Below are 11,483 nucleotides of genomic sequence, written 5' to 3'. Positions count from 1 at the left end.
ATTTATAAAATTATCATAATAAAATGACGCAACAAATACAAAAATCTCAACTTGCTAAAGAAATAAATTATATTAATCTATCCCCTAATACTGAATCTAAAATAGTTGACCAAATATTAACTAATGCTAGTGGAGTGGGGCTGGGGATGATATTGACTATATTAGGTTTACTACTCTTAGCCAGGTGGATGGGTATAAATAACCTTATTATTAAATGGGTGGAAAAATTAGAAAGTGATACTGAAAGTTTTAGAACACTTGCTAATAGTGTGCAAAATATGTCTAGTGATACTAAAGCAAATCACAATACTTATGTTAATGAACATTCTAAAATTCTTGAAGAAGTTAGAGATGTAAAAGAGATAACTAATAAAATCTTATACAAAGTTGATAAAGTTTAGATTTGATTTATAAACCTTTTTGGCTTTTACTAAATACCTGACCACGATCAAATGAAACATCTACTCTAGACCCGTTTGCGTTTTTCCATATCCAAACAGTAGGAACATAAGCTCCCCAAGATTCAGAATTATCATCAGTAGGTTTTTCACCAACAACATCAATAACTTCTTGGTAGCTCATACCTTGTTTAATTTTATCAAACTCTTCTTTTGTTACAACATTATTTAGTAGTGAACATGAAGAAATAATAGGTAGAATGCTAAAGAATATTACTGATACTATTTTTATTTTATTCATATCTACTACTTTATCAATCCAAGGGTTATTTATCACTTACAGGCTTGATACAGCTTATACAGTAAAAACCTTAGTGTCAATGATTACTAAGAATAAGATAGAGAAACCTCAGCTTATCACTGAAGCATGAAATACTAGTGAAAGAAATTCAATAGCTCATAACTTAAGCCTTCTTAAATATTAAGAATAGTTAATATCTGCAAGTTAAATTTTCTGCCACATGGCAGCTTAAATTTACTTAGATTCCCGCACACAATACTCCAAAGAGCCAGAATAAGGATTCTAAATTAAATTACTTAACTTTACTTTCCGCACTAATCCTAACTAAGAGGCAGAATTGGAAAGTCAGTCAAGGGATATGTATTGGTTCCAATATGTAACAACCATACTCAGTAGAAAAGCTAGTGTCAATGCTTACTCAGTTATCTCTATCCTGAAGAAGCTTGTTGATTAACTCCTGCTGCTGTCTCAATTGCTCCTTCAGTAGGTCTATTTCTGACTGCTGTACTTGATGTTGATGACTACTAGCTGGTAACTCAGGATTGATTTGCATAGCCCTATTACTTATATCTTGGTAGTGTTTTTGACTTACCATCTCACCATGACCACACCAAGCACTGACTATTTTCTCATCCCGCCCTAAATCAAATATCTGGTGGGTAATGAATGTATGTCGGGTATTGTAGGGCTTGAGGTATTTGGTAAGCTTGCCTTGCTTTATCAGTTGAGGAATAATCCCTTTATTACCATACGTCCCAGCCCAGACTGTATAGAAAGTTGTACCTAATATTATCTTGCCTGTTTTTGATTTAAAAACTATTTCATTAGCTTCCCCTTGAGGTATGGATTTTAGAAGGTTCCACAGTTCTCCATCTTTAGGTAATGGAAAACGTCTAATTACACTCTGATTCCCCTTTGCTGTTTTTGTGGGGTAGAAGCCTTTGGTCACTCTGTCGTAAGTGCGCCTGATTAAAATCTCTTCATTGGCCCACCTTACATCCCCCCACATAAAAGCAATAGCTTCCCCTGTACGCACCCCAGTAAGGAACTTAAATTTAATGAAGTTATACCAGTGCATTGTGTGCTTGACACTCTCAAGGATGATTGATACCTCATCCCAGTTATAGGCTTTTGACCTATCTAAAACATCGTCATCACTCTCTGTTTCAACTTCATCTTGGTTTTTACCTTTAGCCCCTAACTGTTTGATTTCATCTGACATACCATCAAAAGGATCATAATTTACCAGCTTACTTTTTATCGCAAGTCTATAAGCTTTTGATAGATGACTGATTAACTTTTTAACAGCAGGTAAGTTTCTATTTTCAACCAACCAATTTCTAATTTTTACTGCATCTTCAGATTTTGTAGATTCTATAGCTGATTTAAGAAAATTAGTAAAAGTTTCACTAAAGGCTTTAGCGTAAGTTGTCTCCTTTAACCCTGGCTTTATAACCTCACAATACCTATCCCAAATTTCCATTAGTGATAATTCAGGTTTAGGCGGTAATTGGTCATCTGAGGTTACACTACTATTCGCTAACTTAAGATTCGACCTTAACCCATATTTCTTTAAAATCTCCTGGTAGTGCCCTAAGTTGAAGTTGCCTTGACCATCATCAAACTCACCTTCCTCAAGTTCTATTTGTAATTTACGTTGTAGCTTTTTAGCTGTAGATTCCCAGCCATTTTCTAGGGGAATACCAGTGGCTAGCTTGATTTGACTTTTGTTGCAGTAGTTTCTAGGAAAGCAAGCTTTTACTATCCCTGAATCTACCCTAACTGTTACCTGCCCCTTCTTAGCCTTACCTGTAGGCGTTTTAAGGTTATTTACCATAATGCTCAAAAGATGCTCAAAATAGGTAGAATCAGTTCTATAGTGAACGGAATATAAGCATTATAGAGGCTAAATGGGTTTCTTGCAGATTACGCACAAAGTTAGGTTGATTCAAGATTTGACAAACAACAGGCTACATATCCATTTTGATCTAATTCCAAGACTGGTAGCCTATTTTGTCAAATTAAGCAATTGTTCTAATTATTTACACACCTCTTTGTGCAATATCCATTCAGAACGTGGGATCGTGTTGATTATCCCAACACTTGCGATCGCGCCAGCTTCTCCCAGTATATTCACATTCAGAGGCATCATCTATCCAAGGAATCGATGTAGAGTAGTGCGAGGTTCCGATGGAAGCTAATAAACTAGCAGTGAATAATGGCAATAATAAGGATAAAGTTGTCAATGTAAAAATTGGTAAAATTATTAAATATCCAGTGAGTATCAGAACGTTAGTAGGAGTCCAAAAAACTCTGCCTATTTTATTATTTTGGCGAGTTTTTAAGGTAGTTTTTGAATTCGAAAAAAGCATAATGCAACCCTATTAATGCCGGTTTATATAGCAATCTCATTTGATTTGTCAAAGCAAAGCTGACTGAGAGCTAGCCAGATTGGGTTTTAGTTCTCAGTATATTTAGCAAAAATCAAATAAGAATCCTATATGACTACGGATTTTTACGTAAGAACATTATTGAAGTTATATACTCTGATGTCAAAGGTGCAAGTGACGACTTGTTAGAAGTTTTAATCTTTGGGCGCTAAAAAATATTTTTGATGAAAATATGTTGAAGTTAGGGCAATCGCTCTTGCGTAAATTTCAGTAGTGGCGCAAGCTCTTGCGCCACTACCGCGTGGTCTATTTACCTGAAAATAACTGTCATTTAGAGATGTATTAAAATGCAGAAAAAAATATCTTTAATCTACAGTCGGCTGTCTCCGATGTTGCAAAAACCACTCATACAACTCTGGATTATTGTATGTCTGCGTCCATGAGTCGTGATCGGCTTCTGGATAAACTGTAAATTTCACATTCCCATCGCGGGCTTTGAGTGCAGAAACCATGATTTCGGACTCGCTTAAGGGAACGACATTATCTTTTGCTCCGTGAAATGCCCACACAGGAAGGCTTTTCAGCTTATGTGCTTGGGCTGGATTACCACCGCCACAGATAGGCGCGATCGCAGCAAATCGTTCTGGCTGCGCTGCTGCTAAATGCCAGGTTCCGTAACCACCCATGCTTAAACCGGTCAGGTAAACCCGATCTGGATCAACAGGATAGGATGCAATAACCTCATCCAAAAGGGTGTTTAATCGTTCTATATTCCAATATTCACCGCGCGGACATTGGGGAGAAATGACAATGAAGGGAAAATCTGGCTGTTGTTCTACAACCTTGGCAACACCGTGCTTTTTCACATGATTTAAGTAAGAGCCTCGCTCACCCGAACCGTGTAAACATAAGATTGTTGGCAAAAGTGGCTCTAGTTTTTCGTTGGGACTTCCGTCTTGGTGCAGTCCACTGGGCAAGAATAGCAGGTAGTTATAACTGTCGGTAGAAGTAATTTGTTGTTGTAGTGGCTGCATAAAATTAATTAAAAAATTTTGTTAGTTTAACGTCTACGAATAGCTATTGTATAACTTGGTCGTTGTGTTGCTTCTCGTTGACTCTTAACTAACCGAAAATCATTATCTATATATAGATGCTCTAAAAAAGAAGTAGCTAGGTAAACTTTTTTAAATTTTTTGACAGTATTTCTGTCCATATCTTTTACTATAAGTTCTTGCTGTAAATCTATATTTGGTACTGCTTCCTGAAATTTAGATTTGACTGTTGTCGTAAACCACTCATCTGCATCATCAATTGTCAACGGGATTTCTCTATTTTTCAATGCTTGGAATATCCCAACATTTTTAATATCCCACTTTTCATCTATAACTGAATATTTTTGCAACAACATTAAGTCATAAGCTGGTAGTTTTGATGCAATTTTTTGCCAAAAACTAGATTGATGCCCTGGTGCATAACGGGCAATATTTGCATAGTAACCATTAGTATGAAAAATTTGGTAAGACTGCTCGTGTATCCTACCAGGTAAAATATCTTGAAAAGGTATAGTAGACCATATTGGTACCCATACTCCCGTCACGATCGCTACTTGATCTGCAACCTTCCCAAAGGGATTACGTCGGCTCAATTCTGCAAAGTATGGTGCTAATTCATTTTTATAAAAATCTACTTTGGCTTTTAATGGCTCTAGATTACGATCTTTAACAAGTTCTAAAATTTGATTTTTAATTTCTGGTGTAGTCCAATATGTCAATTCTTTGGTACTTGTGGCATCTACCATTATTGTTCATCCTGGGAAAAGTTCCAGATGTGTGATTATATAAACTAACTTGATTCAAGAAAACAAATACGGGGACGCAAAGAAATAACTCTCCTTGTCCCCGCGTTTCTTTAATGAATGACTACCACCAAATTCGATTTCCATTTTCGTCAACTCGTGCTTCCCGAATCATGTCAGAAATCTCTTCAGCATCTTTAACATGGTGGAGTGCTTTCTTTGTGCCATCGGGTTCATCCACAACGAAGTAAGTCGGGACTGTAATTTTGTCGCCTGTAATGTCTGGTACATCATCCACAGCTACCTGTTTAGCCTTTTCTTCTACAGATTGAGACTCATCAGCAATTCTATCTCCAGGATTCGCTGTTAAGTTTCTTTCCTTGACATTAGGTTCTTCGCGTAAATGTGTATCTTCACTTACTGGTTGACGAATTTGATTTTCTTGATTTTTATCAGTCATGGCTTTTCAGGTATTAAAAAATCTAGCTTTGCTAATAACACTCTAAAAAATCAAAGATACAAAAAGTTCTTTCTCTGGAGAGACTTTGAGAAGAACACGTCTTAGGTTAGATATTTACTCAGATAAATTTACTTCTTTAGTTGAAATGGCGTGTATTTTCCCCCTAATGCTTCTACAATGCTACGGGTATTCGCCTCCATCATTTTGATGTAAGAATCTCCATTACTTCCTTTTGCACCAATTGAATCAGAGTAGAGTTGATTTGGTGCTAATTTCACTCCTGCTTCTTGAGCAACAGTTTTGATTAAAGCTGGGTTAATTGTAGTTTCAGAAAAAATTGCGGGAACGCCGATCTTTTTAATGGACTCAACTAATCTCTGGACTGTTTGAGCGCTTGGTTGTTCTTCGGTACTAATGCCAATTAAAGTACCTGCGATCGCAATCCCATAAGCGCGTCCATAATATTGGAAGGCATCATGGGTTGTCACCAGTTTCCGCTTATCTGCGGGGATAGTTTGAATTTGTTGATTAATCCAGCTATGTAACTGTTTTAATTCATTCGTAAGTTGCGATGCCTTTTGAGTAAATTTGTCTTTATCTTCAGGTGATAACTCAATCAACGCATCTCGGATTGCATTCGTCATTGCGATCGCATTTTCTGCACTACCCCAAACGTGCGGATCTGGCACTATTTCGCCTTTGCCTTTATCCAACTGCAAGGATTTGACAGCTTCCCCCACTGGTATCTTCCGCGCTTTACCACCAGAAGCATTCATTAATTTAATCAGTCCTGGTTCCAGGTTGTAGCCGTTATACAAAATTAAGTTAGCTTCTTCCAAAACCCTGCTGTCTGCTGGTACTGGTTCGTAGACATGAGGATCAGTACCCGGTTTGAGGATTCCACTTAGTTGAATTTCGTCTCCTGCAACCTCTTGTGCTAAATCAGCAATGACAGTGCTAGTTGCAACAACTCGCGGTTTATCTCCCTTGGCAGTGTTGGGGTTAGAGTCTTTCTGTGTACAACTTAATAAAGCCAAAGGTATAAGCATTCCCAAACAAAGCCGGAAAAGAATTTTTCCCTTCATCCTGCTAATTATTCCCTCGCCGTAAGGATTAGTGCCGTCTATCTCTGGTATTAGTTTCATTTATCTTGGATATTACATCTAATTATAGATTTTTTCATATTTCTCTCATTTTTATAGTAAGCTCAAGAAATAAATATTGAAACCCGATTATGAAAAATGTCTCTTTTCCGGCAAAATTTCGTCTATCGCAGACAAAAACAAAGGAAGTACCTGCAAAAACTATCAAATTTGATATGAGTTCCACAGCAGCAATTAGTATTGCCCATTTAGGCGTATATTACCGGACACAAGAAGCCTTAAGAGACGTTAGCTGTATCGTCAAACCAGGAAAACTGACGGGTATTTTTGGCCCCAACGGTGCTGGCAAAAGTACGCTGATGAAAGCAATGTTAGGCTTGGTTCCTGTCAGTAGTGGTACGGTGCTATGCCAAGGCAAACCTTTAATGCAACAATTAGAGAGAGTTGCCTATGTACCACAACGTAGCCAAATTGATTGGACTTATCCCGCCACAGTCTGGGATGTAGTCATGATGGGACGGGTAAAGAAAACAGGCTGGTTGCGTAGCTTCTCAGCAGTTAGTCGCCAAGTAGCAAAAAACGCCATAGAAAGAGTTGGAATGAGCGAATATTGCGATCGCCCCATTGGACAATTATCAGGAGGACAACAACAACGGGTATTTTTAGCCCGTGCTTTAACACAGCAAGCAGAAATTTTCTGCTTTGATGAACCTTTGGTAGGTATTGATCAAAAAACCCAGTCGGTGATTTTTGAAGTCTTCCATGAACTGGCTGCCGAAAACAAAATCGTGCTAGTAGTCAACCACGACTTAGGGGAATCAATCGCTCACTTTGATGACTTAATATTACTAAACCGTGAAGTAATCGCCACAGGTTCACGGCAACAAGTACTTATCGAAGAAAATCTGCATCGTGCTTATAGCGGTAAAGTAATGTACTTTTCAGACGCTGCCTAAAATGTTATTGGATATAGGGCATTAGTAAATGACAAATGACAAATGACAAATGACAAATGACAAATGACAAAATATGTTACAAGCATTAATTGAGCCGTTGCAATACGGTTTTATGCAGCGATCGCTCGTGATTGCCATTTTAGTTGGGATGTTGTGTGCAGTTGTAGGCAGCTACCTAATGGTACAGCGCCTAGCCTTGTTGGGTGATGCCATCAGTCACTCAGTTTTACCCGGACTAGCGATCGCTTTTATGGTGGGAGCAAATATATATGTTGGTGCATTCATTGCGGGTGTTTTGAGTACAATGGCGATCGCCTGGATTAGGGTGCGATCGCCAATCAAAGAAGATGCGGCAATGGGCATAGTTTTTTCAGCATTCTTTGCCCTTGGTATCACCCTAATTACTGTTATTCAAAAAGATAATAAAATCGACTTGAATCACTTCCTTTTTGGTAACATTCTCGGCGTTACCATTGATGAAGTGCGGGACACTGCGATCATTGCCACTATTGTTTTAATAGTTGTTCTTTTATTATATAAAGAGCTTTTATTTTACACATTTGATCCTTTAGGCGCTCAAGCTGCGGGTTTGCCCGTTAATAGGCTGAACTTTGGATTGATGGTACTAATAGCTTTGACAATTGTCGCCAGTATGAAAGCTGTGGGTGTAATTTTAGTATTATCGCTTTTAATTACACCAGGAGCCACCGCTTATTTATTAGTTAAGCGTCTCAACCAAGTCATGATTTTGGGTGCAGTAATTGGCGTAATTTCCAGTATTAGTGGGATGTACCTCAGCTATTTTTATAACTTGCCCTCTGGCCCTGCGATCGTTTTAGTAGTATCGGGGTTATTTTTGCTGGCATTATTATTTAGCCCTAAATACGGTATTTTTACAAGTAAACAACTTCAAACCAAAGAATAATTCTCATGCGATCGCGCCGTAGTATATTAGTAGACCTTTCTTGGTATATCAGGTCATGAAAGATAATTATTCTACTAACGGCAAAATTCCACCTAGGATAAAAACGCGCCGGGATTTTTTAACTTATACGCTAGGTGGTACAGTTGCATCAATAGCGATCGCATATCTATTTCCCAAAGTCAGCCAAAGTCGTGAGATCAGCCTAGAAACCCTTTGCTCCCTTTATCCAAAGAATTCGCGTTGTGAAAATTATCTTCCCGGATCTGTAGCACTGGACAAAGACGGCAAGCAAATTGAAACTAATGCACTATTGACAACTGCAAAGTCTGGAATTCCGATTCTCGTAAAAGGCTTGCCAGACAATAGCGTTGATTATCTCATCATTCAAGACGGGCCAAAGATTGCTGAGTACGCTATCAATCCAACTTGTACCCATTTAGGATGTACAGTTGAGTGGGATCTTGAGAAGAATCACTTTATTTGTCCTTGTCATGGATCTCAATATGATTCTCAGGGTCGAGTCGTTCATGGCCCAGCAAAGCGTTCTTTACCACTAATCACTGTAGTAGTCAAGCAAAACCAAGTTCGTTTAGTTGATCATAAACCTGCCGTAGATCCTCGTTAAGCTACCAATATCAAATTAGATTAGACAATACCACCATACTTTTTGAGCAAGTTAGAAATTCTAAAAGACTAACAAAAATTACTGCATAATTTAAATTTGTCGGGTAAGCTGACAACAGCAGTTTTAATCCTCAAAACAATGACCGCAAGTAGTCCCACGATTTTAGCCCTGGACTTTGATGGAGTGATTTGCGACGGACTAATTGAATATTTTGAGGTAGCGTGGCGTACCTACTGTGAAATTTGGTCGCCAAGTAACGACACACCAGCAGATGATTTAGCTTTGAGATTCTATCGCCTACGCCCCGTAATTGAGACGGGTTGGGAAATGCCCGTTTTAATCAAAGCGCTAGTAGATGGAATTCCTGATGAGAAAATTCTTCATGAATGGTTAAGCATCGCCCCACAACTTTTGTTAAATGACAAGCTACAAGCAAGAGAAATTGCTGCGAAACTAGATAACCAACGTGATGAATGGATTACCACGAATTTAGACGGTTGGCTAAGTCTGCATAGATTTTATCCGGGTGTAATAGAAAAAATCAAATTAACCCTTGACAGTGGAGTTAAGCTATACATTGTAACCACTAAAGAAGGACGTTTTGTACAGCAGTTGCTCGAACAAGAAGGAGTTAATTTATCGGCAGCAGCAATTTTTGGGAAAGAAGTCAAGCGCCCCAAATATGAAATTTTGCGAGAATTAAAACAACAAGCAGAAAACAAGCCAGTTAGTCTCTGGTTTGTAGAAGATAGACTCAAGACATTGCAGTTAGTCCAACAGCAAACAGACCTTGAAGATGTAAGACTGTTCCTTGCAGACTGGGGCTATAATACTCAAGCAGAAAGAGAAGCTGCTCAAAATGATTCACAAATTCATTTGTTATCACTGTCTCAGTTTGCCAGAGATTTCCCTGCTTGGCTTTAACTAATTCGTAATGGGCTTTGCCTGCTACTTTAAAGTAATTCGTAATTTGTAAGTGGTCTAAATACCCAACTTACTTTTATTACGAATTACATTAGCAAGTATTAAAGTCTAATTATCAATTACGAATTATTTTAATTTTCTAGCAAATTGGCAACGAAGCGAGATATTTAAAATATATAGATAAATAATAATGAATTACTAAAACTCCAAATTTATCACTCCAAATTTATAATTTATCACTTACCTTTATGCTTGATTTAACAAAACTGGCGCGACAAATGCAGGGCTTAAGTCAGCATCTTACCTTAGAAGCTGCTGCCAGTCGCCAGCGTTTAGAATTGGCACAACAACATCTAAAAAATGCTTATGAGTCTCAACAAGATTTAATTGATCGCCAGGAAAAATGGCGCGATCGCATTCTCTTTGCTAATGCTACCCCAATTGAGCCGCTAGAAACCTGCATCGATATCTCAGTTCCCCCAAAAATTCATACTGTAATTGCTACCGATGGTTCCCAAATTGCCCCCAACCATCACGAAATTGCTTACTGTTATTTACTCAATATTGGCAGAGTCGTCTTACACTACGGACAAAACCGCCATCCGCTACTCGATAGTTTGCCAGAAGTATTTTACCGCCCAGAAGACTTATATATGTCTCGGCAGTGGGGAATTAGAACCGAGGAATGGATGAGTTTCCGCCGCACTGCATCAGAAACAACGGTTTTAGCAGAACTTGCATGTGCAGCTAAAGGGGAAGCACCAGCATTAGCGATGGTAGATGGTTCGTTAATTTACTGGTTTTTAGAACAATTACCGATGGACGCACGCGATCGCATTTTACCCCCCATCCTGGAAGCTTGGCAGCAAATGCGTGATGCTCAAATTCCCCTGATGGGTTATCTTAGCGCCTCTCGCAGCATCGAAACAATGAACTTTTTACGATTGTTGGCTTGTCCTCATCCAGTGCCAGACTGTAAAAGTCATTGTCCAAATCAGCTAGAAAAAGTACCTTGTAAAATCTTTGAACAGTTGCGAGATACTTCTGTTTGGGCAACCAGACTCAAACCAGGACAACGCAGTACCCTTTGGCGGAGTAATTCCCCGATTCTCGAACTCTACGGCGATCAAACCATTTATTTTTGCTATGTTCACGTTGGCACCGAAATCGCCCGAATTGAAGTTCCGGCATGGGTAGCGGAGAATGCAACCATGTTAGATCAAGCACTAGGGCTGATGTTAGCACAAGTGCAAAAAGGATATGGCTATCCAGTTGCGATCGCTGAAGCGCATAATCAAGCAGTGGTCAAAGGTGGCGATAGAGCGCGTTTCTTTGCCCTCCTAGAACAACAAATGATTAAAGCTGGTTTAAAAAATGTCGGAACTTCCTATAAAGAAGCTAGAAAGCGTGGGAGTATTGCTTAATAATTCATTCCGTAGAGTTTTGTCTTTGTGAGAGTAACGATACCTCTGGCATTTTTGGTCTAAGGAGTAAGATAAATCACACTTTAAGCAAATTATAGTTTTTTCTTGCTGATTCAAATCCTAACAGGGCTGCTTGCTGCTGAGTAGTAACCTGATTGTTAACCTTTCCGATGAGAATTTTC

Annotated in this window: 13 protein-coding genes; 6 read left to right on the top strand and 7 right to left on the bottom strand. The window is 38.6% G+C overall.

Features of this window, described 5'->3' with window-relative positions; translation table 11 throughout:
• Positions 1-23: 23 nt before the first annotated feature.
• Positions 24-401, top strand: a complete 378-nt coding sequence (locus G1O98_RS23360; protein ID WP_163932467.1) for a hypothetical protein — start codon at positions 24-26, stop codon at positions 399-401.
• 7 nt (positions 402-408) lie between these two features.
• Here G1O98_RS23360 and G1O98_RS40795 read toward each other — a convergent pair whose 3' ends face one another.
• The 7 genes from G1O98_RS40795 to G1O98_RS23325 form a co-directional block, all read right to left on the bottom strand.
• A complete protein-coding gene (locus tag G1O98_RS40795; RefSeq protein ID WP_163932465.1) occupies positions 409-735 on the bottom strand; it encodes a DUF3862 domain-containing protein in 327 nt (108 codons plus the stop codon).
• Between the two features lie 382 nt (positions 736-1,117).
• On the bottom strand, positions 1,118-2,182 hold the full coding sequence (locus tag G1O98_RS23350) for a tyrosine-type recombinase/integrase (RefSeq protein ID WP_207794503.1): 1,065 nt from the start codon (positions 2,180-2,182) through the stop codon (positions 1,118-1,120).
• Positions 2,183-2,768: 586 nt separating this feature from the next.
• Positions 2,769-3,071, bottom strand: coding sequence for a hypothetical protein (locus G1O98_RS23345; RefSeq protein WP_163932459.1), 303 nt, complete (start codon positions 3,069-3,071; stop codon positions 2,769-2,771).
• A gap of 383 nt (positions 3,072-3,454) precedes the next feature.
• Positions 3,455-4,123, bottom strand: a complete 669-nt coding sequence (locus G1O98_RS23340) for a prolyl oligopeptidase family serine peptidase (protein WP_163932456.1) — start codon at positions 4,121-4,123, stop codon at positions 3,455-3,457.
• 26 nt (positions 4,124-4,149) lie between these two features.
• Positions 4,150-4,887, bottom strand: coding sequence for a hypothetical protein (locus tag G1O98_RS23335; RefSeq protein ID WP_163932452.1), 738 nt, complete (start codon positions 4,885-4,887; stop codon positions 4,150-4,152).
• Positions 4,888-5,008: 121 nt separating this feature from the next.
• On the bottom strand, positions 5,009-5,344 hold the full coding sequence (locus G1O98_RS23330) for a hypothetical protein (RefSeq protein ID WP_163932449.1): 336 nt from the start codon (positions 5,342-5,344) through the stop codon (positions 5,009-5,011).
• Positions 5,345-5,472: 128 nt separating this feature from the next.
• On the bottom strand, positions 5,473-6,489 hold the full coding sequence (locus G1O98_RS23325) for a metal ABC transporter substrate-binding protein (RefSeq protein ID WP_163932446.1): 1,017 nt from the start codon (positions 6,487-6,489) through the stop codon (positions 5,473-5,475).
• 89 nt (positions 6,490-6,578) lie between these two features.
• On the opposite strand from G1O98_RS23325, the gene G1O98_RS23320 reads away from it, so the two are divergent.
• The 5 genes from G1O98_RS23320 (at position 6,579) to G1O98_RS23300 (ending at position 11,301) form a co-directional block, all read left to right on the top strand.
• Positions 6,579-7,403 (top strand): metal ABC transporter ATP-binding protein, encoded by an 825-nt coding sequence (locus G1O98_RS23320; RefSeq protein WP_163932443.1) that lies wholly within the window; start codon positions 6,579-6,581, stop codon positions 7,401-7,403.
• A gap of 73 nt (positions 7,404-7,476) precedes the next feature.
• Positions 7,477-8,328 carry a metal ABC transporter permease gene (locus G1O98_RS23315; protein ID WP_163932440.1) on the top strand — a complete coding sequence of 284 codons (852 nt, stop codon included), beginning with the start codon at positions 7,477-7,479 and terminating at the stop codon, positions 8,326-8,328.
• Between the two features lie 55 nt (positions 8,329-8,383).
• A complete protein-coding gene (locus G1O98_RS23310) occupies positions 8,384-8,953 on the top strand; it encodes a Rieske 2Fe-2S domain-containing protein (RefSeq protein WP_163932437.1) in 570 nt (189 codons plus the stop codon).
• 138 nt (positions 8,954-9,091) lie between these two features.
• Complete coding sequence (locus G1O98_RS23305) at positions 9,092-9,877, top strand: HAD family hydrolase (RefSeq protein WP_163932434.1); 786 nt, start codon at positions 9,092-9,094, stop codon at positions 9,875-9,877.
• A 248-nt stretch (positions 9,878-10,125) separates the two neighbouring features.
• Positions 10,126-11,301 carry a DNA double-strand break repair nuclease NurA gene (locus tag G1O98_RS23300; protein WP_163932431.1) on the top strand — a complete coding sequence of 392 codons (1,176 nt, stop codon included), beginning with the start codon at positions 10,126-10,128 and terminating at the stop codon, positions 11,299-11,301.
• Positions 11,302-11,483: the final 182 nt, after the last annotated feature.

This window comes from Nostoc sp. UIC 10630, assembly GCF_010747425.1.
In the GTDB taxonomy this organism is placed as follows: Bacteria; Cyanobacteriota; Cyanobacteriia; order Cyanobacteriales; family Nostocaceae; genus Nostoc.
Note: the sequence above shows the minus strand (reverse complement) of the source record. Positions and strands in the feature narration are given on the sequence as shown.

What these genes read in the sequence shown, in the direction of transcription:
- G1O98_RS23360 (WP_163932467.1), top strand. Translation starts at nt 24, where the DNA reads ATGACGCAACAAATACAAAAATCTCAACTTGCTAAAGAAATAAATTAT.
- G1O98_RS23350 (WP_207794503.1), bottom strand. Translation starts at nt 2,182, where the DNA reads ATGGAAATTTGGGATAGGTATTGTGAGGTTATAAAGCCAGGGTTAAAG.
- G1O98_RS23345 (WP_163932459.1), bottom strand. Translation starts at nt 3,071, where the DNA reads ATGCTTTTTTCGAATTCAAAAACTACCTTAAAAACTCGCCAAAATAAT.
- G1O98_RS23340 (WP_163932456.1), bottom strand. Translation starts at nt 4,123, where the DNA reads ATGCAGCCACTACAACAACAAATTACTTCTACCGACAGTTATAACTAC.
- G1O98_RS23335 (WP_163932452.1), bottom strand. Translation starts at nt 4,887, where the DNA reads ATGGTAGATGCCACAAGTACCAAAGAATTGACATATTGGACTACACCA.
- G1O98_RS23330 (WP_163932449.1), bottom strand. Translation starts at nt 5,344, where the DNA reads ATGACTGATAAAAATCAAGAAAATCAAATTCGTCAACCAGTAAGTGAA.
- G1O98_RS23325 (WP_163932446.1), bottom strand. Translation starts at nt 6,489, where the DNA reads ATGAAACTAATACCAGAGATAGACGGCACTAATCCTTACGGCGAGGGA.
- G1O98_RS23320 (WP_163932443.1), top strand. Translation starts at nt 6,579, where the DNA reads ATGAAAAATGTCTCTTTTCCGGCAAAATTTCGTCTATCGCAGACAAAA.
- G1O98_RS23315 (WP_163932440.1), top strand. Translation starts at nt 7,477, where the DNA reads ATGTTACAAGCATTAATTGAGCCGTTGCAATACGGTTTTATGCAGCGA.
- G1O98_RS23310 (WP_163932437.1), top strand. Translation starts at nt 8,384, where the DNA reads ATGAAAGATAATTATTCTACTAACGGCAAAATTCCACCTAGGATAAAA.
- G1O98_RS23305 (WP_163932434.1), top strand. Translation starts at nt 9,092, where the DNA reads ATGACCGCAAGTAGTCCCACGATTTTAGCCCTGGACTTTGATGGAGTG.
- G1O98_RS23300 (WP_163932431.1), top strand. Translation starts at nt 10,126, where the DNA reads ATGCTTGATTTAACAAAACTGGCGCGACAAATGCAGGGCTTAAGTCAG.